Origin of the sequence: Pseudomonas sp. NPDC086112 (genome assembly GCF_044746425.1) — a bacterium.
Lineage (GTDB): Bacteria > Pseudomonadota > Gammaproteobacteria > Pseudomonadales > Pseudomonadaceae > Aquipseudomonas.
Map to the genome: position 1 here is coordinate 132462 of NZ_JBIVCD010000007.1, position 24168 is coordinate 156629.

Consider the following 24168-nt stretch of genomic DNA (forward strand, 5'->3'; position numbering starts at 1 on the left):
GCGAAATGCTCGCCGAACGGGACGCGATCGACCAGCAAAACACCACGGAACTGAATCATGTACGCACTGAAAACCAAGGCCTGCGCCGCGTGTTGACGATGGCCGTCAGCGGCTGCGCGTTGAAGCCACCTGCCCAGCAGTGCCCGCCGATTCCGGCGCCGGCAGCCTGGCTGATGCAGGAGCCGCCGAACTCGCAGCAGACGCTCGACCGGATTATTTCACCCTCCGGGACCAACTCGCCCTAAGCCGGCAAATGGTTCTCGGCCTGCAGCAACACATCGTCAGGGTGTGCCAGCGATAACCGGCGCACCAGGACAACCAATTTCTTCAACCTCAACCTGAGAGCTATCCCATGAGCCAACAAAACACCGAAATCACCCTGGAAGTCGGCGAACAGGAATTCACCTTCAACCTGACCCCGGCGGACGTGACCAAATACTTCAACGCGCTGACGCAAACCAACAAGGTCGCACCGGGCAACAACCTGTTGATGACCACCGTCAAGCAGGAAGAAAAAGCCACGTTGAAACCGCTGTTGGGCAACCCGGTGATGGTGATGCAAATCGCCGGCGCACTGCTGGAGGAATACGCGCCGAACGTTGAGGTGATCGTAAAAAAGCGCTCGGCCACGCTGAGCGCCTGACCGAAAACGGCTTGGGCCAGCTGATGGCCCTGACGAACCGCTGGCTTCCGGGAGCCGAGCTCACGCCAGAGGCGATGGGCACGGCCAAGTGGCTGGAGGATGAACACTGGAGACGCATGGAGATGGCCGTGGCAAACGGCATCGCCCTTGCGCTGAACGGGTAACGACATTGGCAGACCGTAGCGCCAGCCTGGCTTTCATCCTGAGCCTGACCGACAAGGTCACCGCGCCCCTGGGCAAGGTGAAAATGGGTTTTTCCGACCTTGCCGAGCAGAGCGAAAAGCACATCAAGACGATGGGCCTGGGCCTGGGCGGTCTGACGGCGGCGGTGATCGGGATTCAGCAATCCATGGCGCCAGCGCTGGAGGTCAATCGCGCCCTGGGCGACGTTCGATCGCTGGGCGTGGCCGAGGATGCGCTGACCGCACTCAACAATAAGTCGCTGGAGTTCGCGGTGAACTACGGCGAGAACGCCCGGGAATTCGTCGCCTCGGCGTACCAGATCGATGGTGCGATTAAAGGGCTGGCCGGCAATCAACTGGCGATCTTTACCAATACCAGCAACCTGGTGGCCAAGGCCACCAAGACCGACGCCGCGACCATGGGCGAATACGTCGGCACCCTCTACAACTTGCAGAAATCCCAGGCCGACGCCATGGGCAAAGGCGCGTGGGTCGAACGACTGGGCGGCCAGACGGCTTTGGCGGTTCAGTTGTTCCGCACCAGCGGCTCTGCCATGAAGGACGCCTTCAAGGAGGCCGGCGCGATCGCGACGACGGCGGGAGTGGACTTGGCCGAACAGATGGCGGTGATCGGCACCCTGAGTAGCACCATGGAAGGCGGCGATGCCGGCGGGCGCTACAAGGCGTTCTTCGAAAACATCGGTGCCGCGTCGGAAAAGCTTGGCATGAAGTTCACCGACCAGCAGGGCAAGATCCTGCCGATCATGACCATCCTGGACAAGCTCCAGGGCAAGTTCGGCGACCTGACCAGCGCCTCGGCCGGGGCCAAGCTGATGGAGGCCTTCGGCGGCGAAGGCGCCCAGGTAATCGGCGCACTGGCCAAGGACACCGGGCGCTTGCGTGACGGCATCGCGCAGCTGGGCAAGGTGCGCGGCCTGGAGAATGCCGAGCGCATGGCCCAGGCGATGGTCGATCCGTGGAAGCAATGGGCGTCCCTGGTCGAGGTCATGCGCGTGGTATTTGGCCAGGTGCTGATCCCGGTGCTGTCGCCGTTCATGAACAAGATGGTCGACATCGGCAAGACGCTGGTGCGCTGGTCGCAGCTGTTCCCCAACATCACCCGCGTGATCGGCATCACCGCGCTGACCATCATGACGATCATTGCCAGCATGTCGCTGCTGACCCTGACAGTGGGCGTCGCGAAGATGACCTGGCTGGGCCTGCTGACGGTCTGGAAGATCCTCACCATGACCGGCCTGCGCAGTGTGGCGATGTTCCTCTATCACACGGTGATGGTCATTGCGTTCGTGGCTGGGCTCGCCCTGATGTACACCTGGATGGGCTTGGTTCGGGTGGGCATGCTGCTTTGGCAAGGTGCGATCTGGCTGGTGAACGCCGCACTGCTGGCCAACCCGGTGGTGTGGATCATCGTCGCCATCGTGGCCTTGGTCGCGATCGTCGTCGCGGCCATTTACTACTGGGACGAGTGGACCAGTGCGCTGCTCAACAGCGAGGCATTCCGGTGGGTCAGCGAGCAGTTCCAGGCGTTGTCCGACTGGTTCAACTCCATGGGCGGCTGGTCAGGCATGGCCAAGGCCGCCTGGGACAGCATCGTCGGTGTCTTTTACAAGGCCATCAATAGCCTGATCGAGATGATCAACAGCATCCCCGGCGTGAACATCGAAGCGCGCTTGGGCGGCATGCCCGAGGTGCCCGGCATCGAGGCGGCCACCAACGCCGCCGACACCGCCAACGCCGCGCAGAAAGCCCAGCAGACCATCAATGCGGCCATCCCCAGCCTTTCCCCCACACGACCGACAGCGGTGCCGCCTGGCGGCCTGCTGACCAGCATTCAGAACAACAGCAGCAGCCAGAACAAGGGCACCCATGTGGAGAACGTGAACATTCACACCGGCAAGACCATGACCCCGCTGGAGATGGAAAACATGGTCGCCATGGCGGTGGGCGGATGAGCGAATACGTGGACCTGTTGATCGTCAACAACGACCTGACGCTGGACCCTTCGCATCAGCCGCGGCTGATCGATGACCGCGCCTGCATCGCCCAGGACATCGCGCACATGATCCGCGACAGCGGGCTACTGGTCACGCTGGTGGCCGAGCGCGATCGGCTGCGGCAACGCGACTGCATCCAGCAGATGGAACTGCTGGTGGAAGCCGACGAGCGCCTGGTGCCCGGGACGGCGCACATCACGCAGCTGGAGCCAGGTCAGTACCTGGTCACCGCCAAAACCCTGAAATTCGGATTGATCGAGGTAAACCTGTGAGTGAGGTCGATTTTAAACAGGTGATCGCCGACGCCGGCATCCCAACCACCGAGGCCGGTTTGAAAGCCGCCTGGGAAAAGGAGGTCGAAGCCCAAGGCGCCAAGGTGGCCAACACCAGCAGCTATTCGCCGTTCTGGCGGGTGATGACGGCGCTAGTCACCAAGCCGGTGCTGTGGCTGCTGGATTTCCTGTGCCTGACCGTGCTGCCGAACTTCTTTGTGAAAACGGCGGTGGACGCCTGGCTGGACATGCTCGCTTGGGCGGTCAACGTCGAGCGCAAGGGCGCCACCAAAGCCCGGGGCACGTTGCTGTTTACCCGGGCGACGCCGGACGGCGTGATGGAGCTGGAAAAAGGTATCGCGGTGCAATCTGCTGCGATCAACGGCAACGTCTACCAGCTGACCACGACGGCTGCCGCGACCTTTCAGCAAGGGCAGTTGCAGCTGGAAGTGCCGGTGGAAGCCAGCGAGGCCGGCAGCGGCTACAACCTGGCGCCGGGTTACTACGCGATCCTGCCGGTTCCGGTACCGGGCATTGCCCAGGTGGCGAACCGGGACGGCTGGCTGGAATCACCTGGCGCGGATCCGGAGCCCAACGACCAGTTGCGCCTGCGTGTGCGCAACCAGTTCTCGGCGGTCAACCAGTGGCACACCGACGCGGTGTATCGCGCCATGATTTCCGCCTTCCCGGGCGTGCGGCCAGATGGTGTGTACTTCGAACACGGAGCGCCCCGGGGGCCGGGCAGTGCGAACGCCTATGTGCTGTTTGATGCCGGTGTGCCGGCGGACAGTTATCTGGAGCAAATCAACGCGCACATCCGCGACCAGGGCAACCATGGCCACGGCGATGACCTGCTGGCCATGGTCATGCCCGAAGTGCCGGTGGTCCTGCTGTTCAACGTCTGGCCACGGGCCAATCTGACGCCTGCCCAGGTGATCGATCTGCAACATGAAATCAAGTTGTTCGTGCGAGCCGCGTTCCGTGAAAGCACACCCCGCGACTATCAACCGACGCTCACTTATCCGCAGTCGCGGTTCAGTTTCAGCCGATTGACCGAGGAACTGCACGGCCAGTTTCCCGGCATCGAATCGCTGAGGATTACCCCGATGGTGGACATCGTCAGCGCGCTGACCATTCCCCGGATCGACAAACTGACGGTGCTGATGAAGTGATCAAGCTCAAATTGCCGTTCTGGCTGGAAGGGACCGAACTGTCCAAGCTGACCGCCGCTGCACAGGCCTGGTGGGAAACCGTCACCGGCTGGATGCGTTGGCCCTACCAGCAAATTGACCCGGACACCTGCCACCTGGCCATCCTCGAATTGTGGGCCTGGCAGCGCGACGTCACGCGCTTCAAAGGCGAGCCCGAAGCCTTATTCCGGCTGCGGGTGAAATACGCCTTTATCAACTCCGTGGACGCCGGCAGCACCGCCGGCATGAAACGCATATTCGAGCGTTTGGGCGTGGGTTACGTCGAGATCGAGGAACGCCAACCCGATCGGGATTGGGACGTGGTCCTGCTCAAATTCAGTAATGCCCAACTGTCACTGAACCCGGAATTGCTGCGCGTGTTGATCCAGCAATACGGCCGGACCTGCCGGCGCTATGACTTCGTGACCATCACCCCCGTGGCACTGCAAATCGCCTTGATCGACTTTAACGACGACCAGCAAACGCTGATTGCCAGCCTGTAGGAGCGCACCGTGAGCGCCAATATCACCTTGGCCGGCGAAAGCCAGATTGCCCTGAAGCAAGGCCAGAAAAAGCCGCTGATTATCAGCAAGTTCATTTTCGCCAACGTGCCCGGGCTGGACCCTGTGGCGCCGCTCGATCGCGCTGCCGGCAAACCGCCGGCTGAGCAAATCGTCCATGTCTACAGCATCCCGGCGCAAAACGCCGGCTACGTGAACCCCAACCAGGTGGTCTACAGCGCCCAGCTGGGATCGGACATTGGCGACTGGGATTTCAACTGGGTCGGCCTCGAGGACGAAGAGGGCGTGCTGTTCGCCGTGTCGTCCGTGCCTTTGCAGCAGAAGCGCAAGAACATTCCACCGCTCCAGATCGGCAACAACGTCACGCGCAACTTCCTGGTGGCGTTCGACGGTGCCCTGGAGCTGACCGGCGTCACCATCGACGCCAGCACCTGGCAGCATGACTTTACCGTGCGCCTGGCCGGCATCGATGAGCGTGAGCGCATGAGCAATCGCAACCTGTATGGCCGCGCCTGCTTCTTCGGTGGTTCGCTGATCTTTGAGAAGACCGCGACCGGCTTTCAGCTGCGACCGGGGACTGCCTACATCGAGGGCATCCGGGTGGCCTTGGGCGTACCGTTGCCGGTCACCGGGGTTATCCCTGTGGGCAAAGTCTGGTTGGACGTCTGCCTGGAACGCCAGCTCAATGATCGAGTGGCCAGCTGGAAAGTGGTTTTCGGCGACCAGGTGGACTACACCGACGCTGCCGGCGTCCGCCATTACTGTGTGCCGATCGCTGACTTTGTTTCCTCGACCACCATCATTGATCTGCGGGCGGCTGAGCCTATTCCGGGCGCATTGATCCAGTACCTGGCCGCGCGCAACGGTGACTATGAGCAACTGCGCGCCCGGGCGACGACGAAAGAAGACGTGGAGCTGGGTAACTTGCCCAACGCCAAGAGCGACGATCCGGCGACCAACAGCAGCGAGATCCTGGCCACCACCGCCGCGCTGAACAAGCTGCAACAGCAGGTCGGCGATTCGATGACCGGGATGGTTTCCGCTTTCGCGATGAAAGTAGCGCCCACGGGCTGGTTGACCTGTAACGGCGCGGTGGTGTCTCGCACCAGCTTCGCCAGCCTCTTTGCCCGCATCGGTACGACATTCGGCGCCGGCGACGGTGTGACTACCTTCACCTTGCCCGATATGCGCGGCCTGTTTCCGCGAGGCTGGGACGATGGTCGCGGGCTGGACCCGAGCCGTGCATTCGGCTCGTTTGAAGACATGATGCTGCATTCCCACGCGCACACGGCCTCGGCCGCCGCTGTTGGTGATCACGTTCACTCAGCATGGACCGATGCGCAAGGTAACCATGCTCACAGCGCCTGGACTGATGCCCAAGGTGCACACGCTCACAACATACCGGGTTCTGTGCACTCAAGCGGCGGTGGCGTCTCGGTGGATGGCAACCCCATTGGAGCAACCTTTACCGTCCCGACCTCGGTGGACGGCGCGCACGCGCATAACGTCGGCATCGGCGCCGCCGGTAACCACACGCACCACATCGGCGTGGGCGGTGGCGGTCACCACACCCACGCCCTGACGGTCGTCGCTGCCGGCGGTACCGAAACACGTCCGAAGAACTTGGCCCTTCTTTTCTGCATCAAGTATTGAGATCGATCATGACTGACAAACTCGTCTACCAGACGGATCATCTGGGCGTTTACATCGGCGCGGTGGAGGCTTGCGAATCGCCCTTGGAGCCGGGGGTGTATCTGATTCCTGGCGGCTGTGTGGAAACCCCGCCGCCAGCGATTCCTGAACACAAAGTCGCCTGGTGGAATGGCCAGGCCTGGCAACTGGTGGACTACCTCGGCGGCGTGGTCGTCTACAGCATCGACACCGGCAAAGCGCGAACCCTTGAAGGGTTTGAACCGCTTCCGGCCGGCTACACCCTGAAAAAACCGGGGCCGAACCAGATCTGGCAGGACGGCGAATGGATCGACGATATCGACGCCGTGCTGGCCGTACTGCATGACAACAAGCAGCAGGCGATCGACGCCGCGTACAGCCAGTACGTCGCCGGCGGCTTCAACTCGAATGCGCTGGGAGAGTTGCACCGCTACAGCAGCGCGATCGATGACCAGGTGGATCTAAACGGCCAGGTGCTGCTGGGTATGGATGACGTTTACCCCTGCTATGACGTTGACCAGGTGAAAGCCTTTCGAGCGCATACCATCGCCCAGCTACAGAAGGTCAGCCAGGACCTGGTGCGCTTCAAACAGGCCGCCATGCAACACGCCGATAGCCTCAGGCAGGCCTTGGCCAATGCCCTGGACGATAAGGATCTGCAGGCCATGAAAGCCATTACCTGGACGCCGCCGGCATGACCTGGGCACCGGTGACCATGCGCTGGCCAGAGCAGGCCACGCAGTGGATGGGAGGGCTGTCGGCCGCCAAGGATCTGGCCGGCGGCGAGCTGGCCAGCACGGCCCAGCGCCTGGCCGGCCTCGAGGGCTTGGCCAGCACCAACCCGGGGCCGGTCGGTGATGCGGCCAAAGATGCGATCGCCACCGGCCGTGCGGCCTTGGCCGAACAGCTGGGCCAGGCGCCGGCGTGTCTGGTGGTGACGCCGTTTCAAAGCGGAATCGGCCAGGGGACGGGCTATCAACGTTTTCTGTCAGCGCCCAATCTGCTGGAACACCTGGCGAAGAAACTGGACGACGTCACCGACACCGGGCGCCCCGCCGGGCCGCAATACGCGCTGTCGATTCTGTTCCTGGGCACGCGCCTGGAACAGCTGGCCAGCAGCCTGTCGCGGTTCAACGCGTTGCTGCCGATCCCCGATCTGGTGCGCACGGAGCGCCGCGCCCAGCACCTGGTGAAGCTGGAAACCGAAAAGTGGGAGATCCCCGGCGCCGGACCATTGCCGCGCTGGCAAGCGCTACCCCTGGAGCGTTGCACGGTGGTCAAGGCTGCCAAGCAATCCATGGCCGGCCAACTGGCGGTGCTGGAGAGCTACGCGGCCGACAGTTCGCCGCTGGGCGATCTGGCCGCGCTGGCGAGCCGCAAAGCCGCCCAGCAACAGGGCCGGGATCAGCAGTTGGCTGACCTGAAAGAGCTGCTGGCTGGGGGAAACCTTGACGTCAGCATGCAGGCCCGCCTGATCGGCCCCGGCAACACCAGCGAGTTGCGGCGCGAGCTGCTGGCCGGCGATGCCCCGGGGCACGAATGGGTGCTGTGCGCCGGCCTGATGCTGGTCGGCTCGAAGGAAGGGCTGAGTTTTGTCCAGGAGCTGGTCGGCCTATGACGCTGCTACTCGATGGCCACAAAGTCCAGGGCAAGAACCTCAAGGTGACGGCCAATCTGCGGATTGAAAGCGGCGACATGTCCGGCCAGACGAGCAACACCGACAAGGCCCACAAAGGCTTCAAGCCCAAGACGCTGACCGTCTCGTTGGTGATTCCGTTTGTGGATAAGTCCCAACTGGTCGATCTGATGCGCCTGGCCGAAGCCACTGCCGGCGGCGGCCAGTTGCATCTGTACCGCATCGTCAACGATTCGGCCGAGGTCTTCGGCGTCCGCCAGGTCGAGTTTTCCGACGGCATCAGCGCCCGCGAGGACGATTCACTGCGCGCCTGGCTGGTCCAGTTCACGCTGAGCGAACGCGAGTCGAACCCGGAAAAGGTCGAAGGCCGACGCGCCGGCAACAAGGTCAACGCCCAAGGGGCCCCGGGCAGTGCGGTCGGCGAAGGCGGTGCCGGTGGAACATCAAACGACAACCCGGCGCTGAGCGGTTTTGAAAAGGTGCTGGGCCGCGTGGATAAGTGGCTGGGCGGGAGTGAGCCGACGTGAAGCTGCACAAGATTCTGGCGATCAATGGCGCGCCGATCGCCCTGGTGAAAGACGACGTTCGGCTGGACGCCACCAGTCCCGGCCGGGCGACCTTCACCATCCAATCCGCGGTGCCGGTGAAAGGCCTGGTGACGCTGGACATCGGCTACAACGAAGGCACGTTGCAACGGCACTTCATTGGCTACGTTGAGCGCTGCACCGCCGCCAACGCTGTCGAGCAGGTGCTGTTCTGCCGCGAGCTGGCCGCCGTCCTGGCCAACCCGCTACCGCTGAACTTGCGTCACGTCGATTTGCGCGCCGTGCTGGCCGAGGTCAGCGAACAGACCGGACTGCGCTTTCGCGTGCCCGATCGGCCCTACGCCAGTGTTAAGGCGCCGTTCTTCTACAGCCTGGCCGCCGGCTATCAGGCGATGGACAGTCTGGCCCGGGTGTTCAGCATTCCCGACTTCACCTGGCACCAACAGGGCAATGGCGAAGTGTTCGTGGGCAGCTGGGCCGACTGTTTTTTCGGCGCCCGTGCGCCGCTTCAGATCCCCATGGAGCTGTTCGACGGCTACCAGGGCAACCAAAGCGCCATGGTCGCCGCCCTTCCCGGGTTGCGACCAGGTGCAACGATCAACCACGGCGAGCGCATCACCAGTGTGGCCCTTGCCGATAACCAGATGGCCATCCGATGGAAGACGCAATCCGCCGCAGCGTAGAGCGGCAATTCCCTGAACTCACCGGTGGCTATCACCTACCGCGCTTTGCCCGGGTTGTCGCCGTGGCCGATGCCCCGGCCGGTGCCGGGATCTGCGACGACTTCCGCCCGCGTTATGCCGTGGACATTGTTGTCCTCGGCTCGGACGGTGAGGCTGATCCAGCCATGCCCCCATTGGCCGGGGTGCCGTTGCCACTGCCCACCGGTGGCGAGGAAATGGGCATCTATGCCTTTCCGGAGGAGGGCACCCAAGTGGTGGTGTGCTTTGCCTATGGCTTGCCGAACAAGCCCTACATCCAGACGATTCTCCCACACGGCCTGAGCATGCCCAGGGTGCCGAAAGGCGACCAGGTGTGGCAGCACAGCGAGGCCGCCCAGCAGCGGGTGGATGCCGACGGCAACTGGCTGCGCCAGACTGATGGCAAGATCCAGGACAAGGCAATCGAGCGCGAAGTGGAAGCCCTGGAGAACCGTGAGCAGTTCCAAAGCCACACGCAGACGATTGACGATCATTCGACCGAGTCCGTGGGAGGCGTAAAGACGATCGAGGCGCTGGGCGCGCTCAAGCTGCTGTCAGGTGGGTCCGCGAGCCTGGCGGCGGTAGATGATCTGCATCAGGCCACCGGCCGAGATTTGAACCTGGTGGTAGGGCAAAAGCACAACACCATGGTGGGTGGGGACATGCAGGAGAAAGTCCAAGGGTTGCGCAAAAGCGTAGCCGGGATCAGCCAGCAGCTCCAGGCGCCGAAGAGCTGGATCGGGTCCAGTGGTGTGAATTTGTTTCAGGTGGTGTGCGACATGCTCGATCTGTTGCAGCAGATGAATGCGCAGTTGGCAGCGCACACTCACTTACCAGGCCCAACGCCGAATCCCAGTGACGCGACTGCATTCAATGCTAAGGCTGCGGCAGCGTTGGCACTATCCGCGAAGCTAAAACCGATCACATTGTGATTGATCGGTAGTTTTTACGACGCATGAACTGCTGGGAAACATGCGCCAATTTACCGGTTGTTTGTACGTCAGCTATAGGTTTTCTATTCGGCGCTATACATTTTTCGCTCTGGCATGATTGTTTTCGTGTTCGAACTCATTAGCGTTTTTATGTTTCGATGTACCAACTTCAGACGAAGTAGGCACATGTGCCTAAGTTCAAATGACCGCTCGTCGGATTTTTGGGTTGCGCGTTCGTGCAACCCAAAAAAAGTCAATCTATAGATAAAAAAAAACCTCACCCGCCAAGCCCACGCAGGATAGGCCCTTGCTCAAAAATAGCCTTTAGGTCCGTATAGTTTTCAATACCCGAAAACGAGGAAGCCCGCACGGGGCGGGCTTCAAGGTACTACCTGTACGTCGTTTTGTTTCTGCGGACCTGTGTTACGATCTCGCTCAACCACTAAACATCAAACATCTTTGTTACCGGAATCTCAAAGACTATGGTTCGGTGGCGCTAACGTCAACCTAATTAGATTGTCAAAACGGGCGTAGTTACGTTATTTAACTGGTAGGAATACTTGTTGGCTAACGTTGTTCGTTAGGTAAAGTCATTCGTAGTTACCTAAATAGGTTGTCAGCGCGAGTGGGATACTCTGCATCATTTCTACTTTTGGTGCAGGTTAGTACGAACTCCACGGAGCTTATCCAATGAAGCTATTCATTGAGCGCTACCTCCCCGAGGAATTGATCCGGGCTTTGCAAGCCGCTTACTGGTCGATTCGCTTGGTCAGAGTCCTCTTGCAACCATAGTGTGATTAAACAGGGACTTCGGTCCCTGTTTTCTTTCAGCCGCGCTTATAACTACAGCATGGACCAAAAGGACTGAGCGTAAAGCGTAGCCACTCAGGGGCCGCGAAAATCGTCAGAAGAGTCACGTGTCGAGCATGTCCCATTCGAATCCAAGCATCCAGCGAATAGCACTCAACTTACCGTTGATCATTCCCCATTCGAAGTCATCCCACGGTCCTAGATTTTCTAGACCAAGCTCATCCTCTGTTCGCTTGGCGGCTTCCAGCGCACCTTTCCAGATGGTGTCAAGTATTTCGTCCGGTTTGTAAGGTGACCTGGAGTATTGTGCTTCGGGAAGCACTTTGATGCGCCCTTCCTCAATTGCAATTCGTCGCCCCCAGTGTCGGTTGTACCAGACCTGGCGGGACAATTTTTGCTCCTCCTCAAGCAGCTCGGACAACCGCCGAGGTTCGTCCTCAAATTCGTACTCCGCCTGGAGTTCTTCAATCCATTCCGGGGCCATCTCGTTGAGATAGGCATTGAGATTGATCGAGTAACTAGAATTTTCTCTGAACAGATCGGCTATGTCGGGGTGAGGCATACGCTCGTCGCCTGTAGCCGAGCTGAAGTCATGCTTGTTGTGGGTGACGAAGGCGTAATTGTTCCCATCGCCCTTATCATCTTCTACTGCAGCTGCGTATAGCTCGATCAGAATCGCATCGCCAACGCTATTCTTCGCTTTGTGGAATGGGGCTCGCTTGTCAACGGCTCGCAAAGCCGCGCCAAGTAACGCCGCGTCACTGGTCACTATTTTCTTCGAGCCTGCGAATAGCTTTTCGATGCGCCCAATTGAATCATTCACTGCTTCGCCGAGAACGGCGATCCGATGGTCTACATCACCGAGTTGCGCAAGAGCCTCTTTACGTCCTTCAGGTTTGCCAAACTGATGCACGGCTTCTCGAACTCGCCGAAAGGTGCTCGCTAAGCTCTGTCCACTCTCCTTAATGACACGATCTTTATTACGTTCGAATTCGTCGACCACCAGCTGTGGCACTAGTAGCTCTACTACACCAGCCTTGATTAACTCCTCGAGTGCTCCAATCGTGGCCCGTTGCCGATAGTCCTTAGCGAGATCTAGCCACACACAGGTATCGATCATAATAAAGAGCAGACACCCCTCGTCTTCAGCTGCTTTGGCTATTTCCGTCATTCGAATTCCCTCCCGCTCCGTTGCCTGAAGCCACCCATGTGATGCCGAGTTGTCATCGGCGTGCCTGATGTTATCTCAACGCGCACCGATACGACCTAGCGACTCAAAAAATGCCGACGGCAGAAAAAAAACGTTCGAAAAAGCACTTATCCCCCTCCCGCCGACGGGCTTTGGGTCCGTTTTTTGTGCAAAACGGGCATGTGGTGCAATTGGTCGTCTGGTGTAGGCCCGCTGTGGGGGCTGCGAGATGGTTGGCTATTTCACTAAGTGTGAGATTTTGCAAAGAAATGAAGAGTTTCTTTCCTAGCTTCAAAGGCTTGCGGGTTCAGGCGCTAGGTTGCGAATGCCCTGTTTAAAAGGGCTATAGCTTATGAAACGGGCTATTTGGGGGGCTTTTCGAGTTCTGATCGGCTCGCACCAGCCTTCGTTGGAGTGTTTGATTGATAATTTCCAATGTGGCGCAAAGGCCTGTGCACTGGGCATTTCAGCGTATTACTCCATTTCAGTTTGTGACAATGGGGGAAGCTATCTATGGGGCCCGTAAAGCGGGCCGAGATAGTATGCGAGGGGCTATGGTTGGATGCTTGGTCGAATGACCACATTCGACCAAGGGAGAATTCATCAAAATGGTGCGCGATGGGCGATTAGAAGTTCCCCCCCCGCATGCGGGCAAGTTCGTCTACGACTAATTGCATTGGTAATTCAAAGAAATCGAATAGTGCGTACAGCGGTGATAAGAGAGGGTGAACGATCTCCGGTAAATTTGCATCTATCGTCTGGGCATCAATATGCGTACTCAATGTGATCGTATCCTGACGCGAGACACGGCCATCCCACATGTGGCGACTGCCATCCATGCTTACCAATGATCGACCGGCCAGCCCTTCATAGGTGGCAACGAACTTGATCGTTGTCGGCCCCTCAAAGAGATTAGCTGCGAGACACCGGGCTTGGAGCAGCGCTTCGCCAATCCTCCAGACTGGCAGGGTGATGTCGAAAATTGTTGCTGGTGGAACTGGAATGCGCCCCAGCCGTTGCGCATCCGAATCATCTTCCTGATAGCCTCGAAGGAGAAAAGCTAAGCCATCAGGGTGGATGCGCCAGAAATCAGAGTGCGAAGGATCTCGAAATGCCAGCTCAGCTTCGCGATCATTTCCCATCCAGCACTCGACAGCGCCATCAATTGGATAAGGTACGATTCCGGCCCGTGTCGGGTACCAGAACGGTGGCCAGCCTGTATGTCTAACAACGCTCGCTCTAAGGACATCGGGGAATTGTGCCAGGGGGATTTGCCTACGTTCGCCGATTACTTCGTAAGCGATAAAAAAGCGTCCATGGGGCATGCGAGGCCCATCGCCTTCAGGAAGTGCTTCAGTAAGGAGCGTCCAGCGCTCACGGTTTGATCTTATCCATTCGTCGAGCCGAGCTGGCTCTGGTGGCCGTTCTACCTGCGGAACGGCACCAGAGATCAAATCTCTGATCTGATCGAACATTTCGTCGCGTCGATTGCGAAGGCACCTAGCTAGAAGGTCATCCCAGTCCTGAGCGCTTTGAGGCGTCTCGCTTCGCGGTCCTGGCTTGCGAACATAGATTGCGTTGAGGTGGACGGTGTTTCCATTTGGCCCCGCTCGGCGTGCTCTTACAGGAACACGATGTCCGCCTGGAACTTGCACTACAGGAAATACTGCGCCAAGAGGGTTTGCAACGATGTGCACGGCACAGTGGAACGGTGGATCGCAGTAATTTTGCACGATGCCGTTGACCAGATCCTGGTTGTAGCTATCGAGGGTGGCTGGCCGTTCCCCCGCCTCCAATATGCCGACATCAGTTTCAGCAAGCCCAAGAATGATAAAGCCACCTCCATGGTTAGCAAGGGCGAGAACCGCTTTTGCGAAGGTGGCTTTGTCTTCGTTAGAGCCTTGCAAATCAAGCCAGTTTTTGACCTCGCATTCGAGAGCTTCTCGAGTATCAATCAGCAGGTCGGCTAGACGTTCGCGGGAGACGGTCATATGGAAACATCCTAATCGAGGGTTTAGAAATGTTAGACGCTTTAGAGCCGGAGGCATCCGCATTTGGCTGAATGCAAGCGCTGGAGTGACGCAGAGAGAGGGCCATTAGGGAGCAAAGTGTCCACATTGTGTCCACGGTGCCGGGGGATGTATTCGGAATATGATCGAAAATGTCCCGGAAATCCCTAATAAATTTGCCTTGCGGCGATGGATGTTGGAAAGAGAAGTTGATAAGAAATCAACTCACTCATGACGCCAATCCTTCTAATAAAGTAGGGCAGACGTTACCCACCGCCGTAGGCCAGGTAAAGCGCCGTGACTGACCACCCGGTCACCCTTTTCCCCTCCCGGGAAGCGTTGCCGGCCACGCCAGCCGCGCATTCCCCTCTATATAGAAGAGGGCGCGAAGCCGGAGATTGGCGGGTTTGCCATGGCACGGCACCCAGCGGAACGACTAAATCGCTAACCGCATGAAAATTCTGCAAAAAAAGTTTGCCATCAGAAAAGCTTTCGACTACATTAGCGCGCCTCGACAGACAGAACATGTTTGACGAGATACGGTGAAGTGTCCGAGTGGCTTAAGGAGCACGCCTGGAAAGTGTGTATACAGGAAACTGTATCGAGAGTTCGAATCTCTCCTTCACCGCCAAATTCGATGTACACAAAACCCCTGATTTCGAGAGAAGTCAGGGGTTTTGTGGTTTCTGGTGTCTCGATTTCATGCCTCGCGACGGAATTGCCCCGGATGTATCAGCAAAGACGCATCCGAAAATGATGTAGGACAAGTGCCAAACGTGTGGGAAGTAATGCTGGAAAGCCAAGCGGTTAGGTGCTTCCATTGGTTCCAGCACCTCATCTGGGCCATCTTGGGAAGGGATATTTGTTTTGCTCATCCAAAGTGCAAAATGAATCAAAGGGCAGCGCAAATGACGCCACCCCCATTATCCAGAAGGGACATTCGCACGTTATGCAGGAAATGACCATGAAACAGGCGGAGCTGGAAAAGGTTCACGTGGAGATCGTCAAACTGATCGCTGAACAGCGCAAGCTGAACGCCGAGGCCGGCAAGATGACCCGTGAAACCTTTTGGTATCCAGTGGCGGTTGCTACTGGGTTGATTGGTACGGTAGCTACCGTTACTGCTGTGATGATCAAGCTGCTCTAGGCGAGCTTTTTGTGTTCATCATTTCCGCGCTGGGGAATGATGCATGCCTCTATGAAAAAGGAAATCTCATGATCACCACCACAACCCACACCATCGAAGGCCGGCAAATCACCGCATACCTGGACATCGTCAGCGCCGAGTCGGTGCAGGGCGTCAACGTGATCCGCGATTTGTTCGCTGGCATGCGGGATTTTTTCGGTGGGCGCTCTCAAACGTTGGAGCGAGCATTGAAAGATGCGCGGATTCAGGCGACCGACGAGATCAAGGAGCGGGCGCGGGCGCTTCAGGCGGATGCGGTGGTAGGGCTCGACTATGAGATCAGCATGCCGGCCGGTAAAGGTGGAATGGTGGTGGTGTTTGTGACCGGGACGGCGGTCAAGCTGAGGTAGGACGCCGCGCTGGCCATTCGTCGGGCACGTAACAATCTGAATCACAAGTCCGGGAATGACCGACTAGTCTCAAAATCCTGGGTGGTCGATATTTTTCAGGCAAATAGGGCTTGCCGGTATCGACCCGTTGAGAGGAGCGAAGATATGACTGAGCCGTATATCGAAGACGACGGGGCGGAGTTTCCAATCAATAATTGCGTGCAGTGTGGTCAGACGGACTATGTGCCGAGCTTCGGTGAAGACCGTATCAAAATCAACAAAATCAAATCTACGGTACCTCGAACTCGAGGGCCGAAGTCGAAATTCATGCCCAAGCTGGGTGCGCCTTCCAGGAAGTAAACAGTGACTCGTACGAGCCCCGCCATTGAGCGGGGTTTCTTGTTTTTGAAGGGAAAAAAGCATGCTTGGAGGTAATGCGGGGAAATGTCCTACAACATTGCGAGCACTAGTGGTTTTTTTCACAAACTTTTCACACCTGCCTACGTAGTCTCAGCTCATCCGTTAGAAAGCAGTACCCTGGCCCGTCTCCCCAGCGGGCTTTTTTTTGCCTGTCATAAAACCTTTTCCATAAATGCTGTCCAACCGTCGCCAATGACGAGGTTGTTCTGTGTTTGTGTCTGGACTTTGCCTCCTCTAAAGCATTCAATCTCCGGCCTTTCGGTTTCCCCCTTTTTTGAGGTTCTCGTTATGCGTTTGACACTGCCTGCTCTGGTTCTGGGCCTTTTGTTTGCTCAAGGTGCGATGGCTGCCGGTGATGGCACCGCTGCGCTCGGTGGTGGTCTGGGTGGCGCGCTGGGTAATGTGGTCGGTCAGAAAATGGGCGGCAGCACAGGTGCAGCGATTGGTGCCGGCGTAGCGGGTGCAGCTGGCAGTGCTGTTGCAGCACGCAAAGGCAGCCGCACCAAAGCGGCCATCGGCGGCGGTGTCGGCGCGGCGGGCGGTTCGGTGATTGGCAACAGCCTGGGCGGCAAGACTGGCTCCACCATCGGTGCCGGCCTAGGCGGTGCATTGGGCGGCGGCGTGGGCAGCAATCTGTCCAAAAAAGGCCACTGATCCCAAGATGATCCGCTGAAGAAGCCCGGCTCAATGCCGGGCTTCTTCGTTTTGGAACGTTTCTGCAGTATGTGGCTCAAATCTCTTACAGCCGGCATCTGATTTGCTGTTCAACAGACGCAGATGCCAGACTGATGCCTATCCGCGGCACGATCTTCCCCCGATGCGGAAATTAGAGGTTCATATCATGCGTTTGACATTGTCCACGGTGGTTTTAGGACTTTTGATTGCTCAGGGTGCGATGGCTGCCGGCGACGGCACCGCTGCAGTGGGCGGTGGTCTTGGCGGCGCGTTGGGTAACGTGGTCGGCGGTCAACTAGGCGGCAGCACAGGAGCAGCGGTTGGCGCTGGCGTCGGTGGTGCGGCGGGCAGCGCGGTCGGTGCGCGCAAGGGCAGTCGAACAGAAGCGGCTGTTGGCGGCGGTATCGGCGCGGCAGGCGGCTCGGTGATCGGCAATAGTCTGGGCGGCTCCACCGGTTCGACCATTGGCGCTGGCGTGGGCGGTGCAGCCGGTGGCGCGGTGGGCAGCAACCTGGGTAATGACAGCGGCAGCTCGCATTCCGGTGGCGGCAACCACAAACACAAGCATAAAAATAAGTACAAGCATCGCTAACTCGATATCGAGTGACAGTAAAAACCCGGCCCAGTGCCGGGTTTTTCGTTTCTGTCACCAGGACTCTGGAACGTTTGCCCATAGGGCGCCTCGAACTTCATACACCCCTGAACGTTGTGAGGCATGTCATGACTCCGGAAACAGAAGGCATGGAAGATGAAGGTCCAATCAATGATCCTGGCAACGAAGATCCGGGGTCTCTGATGGACGACGCCACGGTGCCGCTCAACGATGCCGATGACGCAGGCGATGTGGGCAATTGTGAACACGACGAATACGACGAGGAAGACGACGAGTGATCATGCTTTGCGGTCCGGCCGACCGATCGTCCTTCTGATCGAACCGCATCTATCGTGTTGTCCTCGAAATATCAGGATCTGCTTTTCAGGTCCATTGAGAGGTGCGTTATGAACGCTGATCCAAAAGACTCCGATATCGACGACGATACCCCCGAATATCCGCTGCCTTCACCCACCGACTCCCTGAGTCGCGATCAGCGCCCGCCCGACGATGACGACACCGGCGTGGAGCAGGTGCCCACCGATACCGATGATGTGAAGCGCGGGGATGTGGAAGCCAATCCCGATGACCCGGACATTGCCGGTGACGATCTATCGGGAGAACCGAGCTGAAACCTGTGCAGCGATCCATCGCCGCTCGTCGATTGCGCGGCACCTTTAAAAAGCGACCGCTGCCAGACATCAGGTAAAGCACTCTTTAAAGGAGGTGCGCCATGATCAGGTCAAAACTGACGACCCTGACGGTGGTTGGCTTATTGTCGATCAGTTCATTGGCGGCGTTTGCTCAATCTTCTGGCCGCGATGCGCCGGTCGACAAGGGCGGGATGCCGCCATATTCGGAAATGAATGCGGGCGTCTCGGATGGGAAGGTGCCACCACCGGACACCATTGGTGGTGGGAATGGTGGTGATGCCAACGGGAGTAGCACCAGCCCGGGGGAGGGAAGTGGGTCGATGAGCGGTGGAAGTTCGATGGGGAGTGGTTCTGGAAGTGGGTCTGGAGAGTCAGGTGATTTTGAAATTGATGAGGGCGGTGGTGGAGCGGAAAGTGGAGGCAAAACCGGTGGTTCTGGCGGCTAAGTCAGTGTTTTTTTACTGTACAACTGAGCCCAGCGTCGAGCTGGGCTTTGGATGTTTTTCACAGGCGTCACTGATGCTTGACGCGTTTGCTCGATGAGCGCCTTGTGTGAGTTGATGATTCTATATTGTTGGTTGTTTTATTGAGTGTTATCTTCAGATTTTTTTGGCGTTGAAATAAGTAGTGACTCGATCCAGTTTTTATAGAAAGTTCTTTGCTCTTCAATGTTGCTAGTAATATTTTCGTCTTCGTAGTCGAAAATTCGTACTATGTCCTCTTCTTCGCTAGGTTTTCCAAGTTTAAGTTCGTATGCGACTAAACCGCTAGACATTTGGGACGACATTCGTGAAGGGTGAACATTTAATTTGGCTCCTTTGCACAGAAATTTTATCTCAGGATAGTCGGCTCTTAACATGCCAAAGCATACGTAAAGGTCAGAGGCTGTATAAACTTTTTTTAAACCACTCTGCATCGTGAATGTGAGTGTCGGTTTTTTTCTATCGCATTCGATTGTGGCCCTTTCTATGACGCCATGATTGTTTATTAAAATCTCTATTGTTTTCATGGTTGCTTCCTGAAAGGGTTGGGTATCGAGTAGCCCTTATAGCTACCATCATCATAGACGGGGGTGGCGCCCACAATGTCGTGATTTTTTATTCCTCCTGGGATTGCTATCTCAGCCTCACGCCGATGTGGTGACATCATGCCCAGTTCTTTATTTACATCGATGCCGCGAATGTTTTTCAGAACATATATATAGCCGTCGGCAAGACCGTAGCCTGTGGCAAACTTTTTTGCCTCTTTTTCGTTTGTCGTAGTGCTGACAAAATAACTGGGAGGGCTTCTGTTATCTGATGCATGCAGAAACAGATCTGTACTGTCTCCCAAGGGCTCAAATCCTGCCTCAAAAATTTCCCATGGTTCTCGGTCGTCACCACGGTATAAATAATAGTTCTTTTGTTTTGGATTTGGGGTTCCGGGCTCCCCCTCATCAACCCCCACCTTACCCGCCGGATCTTCATCCCCAAACGACGGCTTCTTACACCCATCCCCTCCAGGACAATCACTCAACCCCAACGGATCAACCCAGCCCGTCGGATTGCGCGTGTACTGATACCCGTTTAACCCACCCGCCAACTTGCTCGGGTCCGGCGTCAGGTACCGTCCGATGTCCGGATTGTAGTAGCGGTGCCGGTTGTAATGCAGGCCGGTTTCCGCATCGAAGTACTGTCCTTGAAAGCGCAGCGGCTGATCGAGGACCTGGTGGGTGTCGCGGTTGAGGCGGGTGAGGCGGCCATAGGCGGTGTATCGGGCGGCCCAGATGATGTCGCCGCTGTAGTCGGTGAGTTCTTGCGGTGTGCCGAGGTGGTCGAGTTGGTAGTAGAACGGGCAGGCCTGGCGCGGGCCTTTGCCGTCGAGCATGGCCAGTGGGCGGAAGCTGCCCGGTTCGTAGATATAGCTGCGATGGTGATCCTGGCTGTGTTCGGCGACGAGGTGGTCGCCTTGCCAGAAGAACTCGGTGGTTTTGCCGTCGACAGTTTTGCTGATGCGGCGACCGAAGGCGTCGTAGCGATAACTCACGCATCGACCATCCGGCAGGGTGACACCGATCAGCCGGTGCTGGCCGTCGTAGCGGTACTCGGTGACGAGTTTTTGCGCGGTGCCGCGGCGTTCGCGGATCAGATTGCCGAAGGCGTCGTAATCGAAGTAGCAGTCGCCCTGCATCAACAGGCGGTTGCCTTTGACGGTGGCCGGGCCGGGCCGGTCCTGCATCAGCAGGTTGCCGGCCGGGTCGTGGGCGAAGCTTTCCGGTAGTTGGTCGCGAGAGTGGCGGACGCGGATCAGTCGATCGAGCGAGTTGTACTGGTAGCTGCGTTGGCCATGGCGGGTGTCGGCAATATGGTCGAGATTGCCGCTGGGGCTGTAGGCATAGTCGCGACGGTAGAGCGCTTGTTGCTGTTGGCTGACGGCATGCGCTTTCAGTCGGCCCTGATCGTCGTAGGAGTATTCGCTGGTGAGCTGACCTTGTTGGCGTTGCTGCTCGCGGCCGAATGCAAACTGGTGGGTGGTGAGTCGTGTGCCATTGAGGTCAATGGCCGTCAGCGCGCCACCCTTGGCGTGGTGATAATCGAGTTTGCTGTTGTCCGGCAGGCGCAGGTGATTGAGTCGGCCGCACGCGTCGTAGCGATAACGCAATGTGCCCCAACTTTGATGCTCGGTGATCAGCCTGTCCTGGGCGTCGTATTCGAACTCCAGCGGATGGTCGTGGCCGTCATCGACACTGACCAGTCGACCGAGGCGGTTATAGCGGTACTTGACCTTGACGCCATCGGGCAGGGTCTTGACCAACAGACGTCCAGCCGAGTCCCGCTGATAGCCGGTGATCAGCTGCGAGTCGTCATCACCGAACTCGGTTTTCTCCTGCAGGTGGCCGTTGAGATCGTAGCTGTAAGCGGTGCGGCGGCCGTCGAAGCCGGTTTCTTGTCGGATCAGGCCGTTGGGCGTGTAGTCCAGGCGATATTTTTCGCCGGCTTCGTTTTCGATCTCTGTGAGCAGCAGCTGCGCGTTATCGTAGCGATAACGCAGTTGCGTGCCATCGGGGTTGATCCGACGGCTGACCAGGTGCAAATCGTCGGCATATTCATAGCGAGTGACGCGGCCCAGCTCATCGCGCTCGGCGGTGATCTTGCCATAGGCGTTGTAACTGAAGGCGCGACTGGCGCCGGTGGGACGGGTCGTCTGAACCAGTCGCCCGACGGCATCCCATTGATACCGGGTGAGCGCACCGTGTTCGTCCTGACGGGTCGTCTGTCGGCCTAACGCATCGTAGGAAAAGCGCCGCTGACTACCGTCCGGCAAGGTCTCTTCGAGTAGTTGTCCCAGCCCGTTCCAGATGAAGACATGCCGGCTGTTGTCCGGGAAGCGGATCGACAGCAAACGCCCCTGAGCGTCGTGGTGGTAGTGAGTGACCTGGCCGTCCGGATCGGTGGCTTCGGTAACATCCCCCTGGGCATTGCGTTGATACTTCCACACCGCTTTGCCGCGATAGCGCGCGTGCAGGAAACCATTGCGGTATTCGTAGGATGTTGGCTCGTCTTGCGGCGGAACCAGCGCGACCAACCGTCCGACTTCGTCGTAACGGTATTCAGTGATCGCCCCGAGCGGATCCTGTTCGGCTACCAACCGGCCATTGTCATCGTAGGCCTTAAGGTGTTCGCCGCCATCCAGCTCGACCCGGCGCACCAGCCGCGCCCGATCATCGTGGACATAAACCTCTTGGCTGCCATCGAGGTTCTGGACGGTGACGCCGCCCTGGTCGTCCCAGACATAACGCGTGTCCATCTGGGAAAACGACGCCCAATGCCGCACACATCGCGCGGCCTTGCCAGACCTTTCCCACTCCCAGAAGAAACTCGCGCCACCGGCCAGTTGCCGCTGCAGAATCACGTGCTGGTCGTCGTAATCGTAACGCTCGCTTTCACCGGCGGCATTGGTCGCTTCGATCAAGCGTTGGCGGGCGTCGTAGCGATAGAAAACCAGCGTCTGCTCTGTATGCCAGGCTTCACCCACGGCATCGGTGGGATGAAACGACTGATATTCAATGGCGACGAGGTGCCTGCGCTCGTAGCGCAACAGCAGGGAACGACCGGCGCCGTTATCGAGGCGTTGAATGCGATCCTGACGGTCGCGAGTGATGTGGATACGGTTGTTGTAGGCATCACTGATCGCCGTCAGGCGACCCTCTCGAAAGTGATAGAACCGGCTCGTCTCGCCGGCCAACGCGAGAATCAACTCTTCCGACTCATTCCCAAGGAAAATCGCTGCCCGCGACAGACTGTTATGAATCGCCGGGCGCTCGACGCTCGGCAACGGAAAGGTGGTGCGACGGTTTTCATGGTCGATCCAGGCGACCTGTTCATCGTTCAGCTCCAACCGCTGTGCCAGCGAATGGCTCCAGCCCCAGCCCAGCCCGCAATCGATCTCCGCCGCGCTGGTGCGGTACAACCGGGTAAAGGCAAACGGCAGAAGCCCATCCAGCGAACCGTCGGTGAGGGTCAGCAGCTCTTCACCGGTGACCATCGACACCGGGCAGCCGTTGGTGCAGGTCAGTGCCGCGCAATCGGCGCTGTCGCCGTTGGGGTTTTTCGCCTGACTCGATGCATCGTCGTGAGGTTCGTGACGCCCCAGCCGGGTCATGGCGTTGGACTTGTCGCGAGCGATGGCAACCGGATTGTTCACCTGTACAACAGGAGAGTCGCCGGCACGGATCTGTAGCGGAACCGTCGGCGCCGGTTTCAGTGGTGCATTCCGCGCGCTGACCACGAGCGGTTTGAGCACGCCAGCGTGGGCTGTCAGGTCAGATTTGGCCGTTAGTTCGGCCAGGCGCAAACTGGCCGCCGCCAACCACTGTCGCGCCTGCCGGGACTTGATCTTGTCCAGTACTTTGGCGCTCATGCCGAGCTTCAGGCCCGTAGGGCCGGTGAGGCGCACCAGCAGGAAACTGATCAACAGTTCTGTACGAATTTGCGCCACGACTTCAGCGATGTACTGCGGCGGCAACATCTTCATCCAACTGATGAAGGCGGCGAGATGGATGAACATCAACGGCTCATCGCTCAACATCAGCAACACATTGGCGATGGCTTCAGCCGAGGCATTCAGCAGCGTCTCGAGCTCGCCTTGGGTCAGGTACTCAAGGAGTTTTTCGCTATTGGCTTGCAGATCTGCCACCAGGGCGTAGACCTGCTTCACGTCATCCCACAAACCCTGCAGCGCACGCTCAAGGCCGCGCCAGTCGGCCTGTTGCAGCAGGCCGTAGCGCTGAGTGAAGGTTGCCTCGGAGAAACCTGCCCATAAGGGCTCGAATTCGCTCGACCATTCATTGCGCAACCAGCCTTCCAGCTCGCTGATCACGCCTTGATAGGAGGCATAGAGCGCTTTGACGTGATCAGTGCAAACAGTGGGAAAGAAGGTGATGCGATAACGCTGGCCGCGCCAGCAGTCGGGGATTTCGAGGATGCCGCTGGGGCCGATGGTTTCGTGGACGGGCTCACCGAACGTCAGTTCACCATTACGCTGCGAGATAACCGGTTCGAGCATCACCGGCGTATCGCCGATCGGCACGAAACGCGCAGCCTCAAACATATGAACCAGGGTCAACGGACCGCTGGCGGGGCACATGGCGAGCGTTGAACTGACAGGGGTAGTGGAGTCCTTCGGAGCACTGAGCCAGACTTCGTTGCCGACCTTGAATACCTGCTCGACATTCAGCGCCCCACCGGTCCAGAAGTTTTCCGCCCAGGCCTCGTAGTCGTTGAGGCAGAGTCGAAAATCACCGAGCAACGCTTCGACGTCCGGCTGCTCCGGGTTCATGGCGGCGACCACCAGTAAGCCGATGGCATTGTTCAAGGCCAGGACCTTGTCAGGTTCGAACATTCGCAGTCCCTCGCGCTGATTAATCTGGAGCGCAGGACTTTGCGGGGGATCAACGAGAAAAGAAGTCGGGAAAGGAGGTGTTTGGTGTAGGGGAAATCGCTAAATCATCGCGGGCGT

The 24168-nt window shown here is 58.3% G+C and carries 25 protein-coding genes, 1 tRNA gene and 1 pseudogene; 23 read left to right on the forward strand and 4 right to left on the reverse strand.

Annotated elements, in window-relative coordinates:
* Positions 1–5: 5 nt before the first annotated feature.
* The 14 genes and pseudogenes from ACIPLA_RS07910 to ACIPLA_RS07975 all read left to right on the forward strand — a co-directional run.
* Positions 6–179: pseudogene (locus ACIPLA_RS07910) on the forward strand (lysis protein); the annotation flags it as partial.
* Positions 140–301: a lysis system i-spanin subunit Rz gene (locus ACIPLA_RS07915; protein WP_401172836.1), complete on the forward strand. Its 162-nt coding sequence runs from the start codon at positions 140–142 to the stop codon at positions 299–301. The pseudogene ACIPLA_RS07910 and the gene ACIPLA_RS07915, both read left to right, overlap by 40 nt.
* Before the next feature lie 51 nt (positions 302–352).
* Positions 353–643, forward strand: a complete 291-nt coding sequence (locus ACIPLA_RS07920; protein WP_401172838.1) for a putative phage tail assembly chaperone — start codon at positions 353–355, stop codon at positions 641–643.
* A gap of 23 nt (positions 644–666) precedes the next feature.
* Positions 667–807, forward strand: coding sequence for a DUF6890 family protein (locus tag ACIPLA_RS07925; RefSeq protein ID WP_401172881.1), 141 nt, complete (start codon positions 667–669; stop codon positions 805–807).
* Positions 808–812: 5 nt separating this feature from the next.
* The gene (locus tag ACIPLA_RS07930; RefSeq protein ID WP_401172840.1) at positions 813–2798 is read left to right on the forward strand and encodes a phage tail tape measure protein; all 1986 of its coding nucleotides are present in this window, start codon (positions 813–815) and stop codon (positions 2796–2798) included.
* Positions 2795–3112 (forward strand): DUF2590 family protein, encoded by a 318-nt coding sequence (locus ACIPLA_RS07935; protein ID WP_401172842.1) that lies wholly within the window; start codon positions 2795–2797, stop codon positions 3110–3112. Before ACIPLA_RS07930 ends, ACIPLA_RS07935 begins: the two co-directional genes overlap by 4 nt.
* Positions 3109–4284: a baseplate J/gp47 family protein gene (locus ACIPLA_RS07940; RefSeq protein ID WP_401172844.1), complete on the forward strand. Its 1176-nt coding sequence runs from the start codon at positions 3109–3111 to the stop codon at positions 4282–4284. Before ACIPLA_RS07935 ends, ACIPLA_RS07940 begins: the two co-directional genes overlap by 4 nt.
* Positions 4281–4805 (forward strand): phage tail protein, encoded by a 525-nt coding sequence (locus ACIPLA_RS07945; RefSeq protein ID WP_401172846.1) that lies wholly within the window; start codon positions 4281–4283, stop codon positions 4803–4805. The genes ACIPLA_RS07940 and ACIPLA_RS07945 overlap by 4 nt, the downstream gene beginning before the upstream one ends.
* Before the next feature lie 9 nt (positions 4806–4814).
* Complete coding sequence (locus tag ACIPLA_RS07950; RefSeq protein WP_401172848.1) at positions 4815–6476, forward strand: phage tail protein; 1662 nt, start codon at positions 4815–4817, stop codon at positions 6474–6476.
* Positions 6477–6484: 8 nt separating this feature from the next.
* Entirely contained in the window at positions 6485–7192 is a 708-nt protein-coding gene (locus tag ACIPLA_RS07955) for a hypothetical protein (protein WP_401172850.1), read from the forward strand.
* Positions 7189–8112, forward strand: a complete 924-nt coding sequence (locus ACIPLA_RS07960) for a hypothetical protein (protein ID WP_401172852.1) — start codon at positions 7189–7191, stop codon at positions 8110–8112. The genes ACIPLA_RS07955 and ACIPLA_RS07960 overlap by 4 nt, the downstream gene beginning before the upstream one ends.
* Positions 8109–8657 (forward strand): DNA-binding protein, encoded by a 549-nt coding sequence (locus ACIPLA_RS07965; RefSeq protein WP_401172854.1) that lies wholly within the window; start codon positions 8109–8111, stop codon positions 8655–8657. The genes ACIPLA_RS07960 and ACIPLA_RS07965 overlap by 4 nt, the downstream gene beginning before the upstream one ends.
* Complete coding sequence (locus tag ACIPLA_RS07970) at positions 8654–9358, forward strand: hypothetical protein (RefSeq protein WP_401172856.1); 705 nt, start codon at positions 8654–8656, stop codon at positions 9356–9358. The genes ACIPLA_RS07965 and ACIPLA_RS07970 overlap by 4 nt, the downstream gene beginning before the upstream one ends.
* A complete protein-coding gene (locus ACIPLA_RS07975) occupies positions 9331–10308 on the forward strand; it encodes a hypothetical protein (RefSeq protein ID WP_401172858.1) in 978 nt (325 codons plus the stop codon). The genes ACIPLA_RS07970 and ACIPLA_RS07975 overlap by 28 nt, the downstream gene beginning before the upstream one ends.
* Positions 10309–11221: 913 nt before the next feature.
* Here ACIPLA_RS07975 and ACIPLA_RS07980 read toward each other — a convergent pair.
* Together ACIPLA_RS07980 and ACIPLA_RS07985 are read right to left on the reverse strand one after the other, a co-directional pair.
* Entirely contained in the window at positions 11222–12289 is a 1068-nt protein-coding gene (locus tag ACIPLA_RS07980) for a PIN domain-containing protein (protein ID WP_401172860.1), read from the reverse strand.
* Positions 12290–12933: 644 nt separating this feature from the next.
* Positions 12934–14298 (reverse strand): helix-turn-helix domain-containing protein, encoded by a 1365-nt coding sequence (locus ACIPLA_RS07985; RefSeq protein WP_401172862.1) that lies wholly within the window; start codon positions 14296–14298, stop codon positions 12934–12936.
* 559 nt (positions 14299–14857) lie between these two features.
* On the opposite strand from ACIPLA_RS07985, the gene ACIPLA_RS07990 reads away from it, so the two are divergent.
* The 9 genes from ACIPLA_RS07990 to ACIPLA_RS08030 all read left to right on the forward strand — a co-directional run bounded on the left by ACIPLA_RS07990 (position 14858) and on the right by ACIPLA_RS08030 (position 18617).
* A tRNA-Ser gene (locus ACIPLA_RS07990) sits at positions 14858–14947 on the forward strand.
* Between the two features lie 333 nt (positions 14948–15280).
* Positions 15281–15463 carry a hypothetical protein gene (locus tag ACIPLA_RS07995; protein WP_008073001.1) on the forward strand — a complete coding sequence of 61 codons (183 nt, stop codon included), beginning with the start codon at positions 15281–15283 and terminating at the stop codon, positions 15461–15463.
* A gap of 68 nt (positions 15464–15531) precedes the next feature.
* Positions 15532–15852, forward strand: coding sequence for a YbjQ family protein (locus ACIPLA_RS08000; protein ID WP_007902143.1), 321 nt, complete (start codon positions 15532–15534; stop codon positions 15850–15852).
* A gap of 144 nt (positions 15853–15996) precedes the next feature.
* Entirely contained in the window at positions 15997–16191 is a 195-nt protein-coding gene (locus ACIPLA_RS08005; protein WP_008072999.1) for a hypothetical protein, read from the forward strand.
* 348 nt (positions 16192–16539) lie between these two features.
* Positions 16540–16905: a bacteriocin gene (locus ACIPLA_RS08010; protein WP_192346936.1), complete on the forward strand. Its 366-nt coding sequence runs from the start codon at positions 16540–16542 to the stop codon at positions 16903–16905.
* A gap of 187 nt (positions 16906–17092) precedes the next feature.
* Positions 17093–17518 (forward strand): glycine zipper domain-containing protein, encoded by a 426-nt coding sequence (locus ACIPLA_RS08015; protein ID WP_123496365.1) that lies wholly within the window; start codon positions 17093–17095, stop codon positions 17516–17518.
* 128 nt (positions 17519–17646) lie between these two features.
* A complete protein-coding gene (locus tag ACIPLA_RS08020; protein ID WP_401172866.1) occupies positions 17647–17817 on the forward strand; it encodes a hypothetical protein in 171 nt (56 codons plus the stop codon).
* A gap of 108 nt (positions 17818–17925) precedes the next feature.
* The gene (locus ACIPLA_RS08025) at positions 17926–18150 is read left to right on the forward strand and encodes a hypothetical protein (RefSeq protein ID WP_123360066.1); all 225 of its coding nucleotides are present in this window, start codon (positions 17926–17928) and stop codon (positions 18148–18150) included.
* Positions 18151–18251: 101 nt separating this feature from the next.
* The gene (locus tag ACIPLA_RS08030; protein ID WP_401172868.1) at positions 18252–18617 is read left to right on the forward strand and encodes a hypothetical protein; all 366 of its coding nucleotides are present in this window, start codon (positions 18252–18254) and stop codon (positions 18615–18617) included.
* Between the two features lie 137 nt (positions 18618–18754).
* On the opposite strand, the gene ACIPLA_RS08035 is transcribed toward ACIPLA_RS08030, so the two are convergent.
* Positions 18755–19180: a hypothetical protein gene (locus ACIPLA_RS08035; protein ID WP_401172869.1), complete on the reverse strand. Its 426-nt coding sequence runs from the start codon at positions 19178–19180 to the stop codon at positions 18755–18757.
* On the reverse strand, positions 19177–24051 hold the full coding sequence (locus ACIPLA_RS08040) for an RHS repeat-associated core domain-containing protein (protein WP_401172870.1): 4875 nt from the start codon (positions 24049–24051) through the stop codon (positions 19177–19179). The genes ACIPLA_RS08035 and ACIPLA_RS08040 overlap by 4 nt, the downstream gene beginning before the upstream one ends.
* Positions 24052–24168 lie beyond the last annotated feature (117 nt).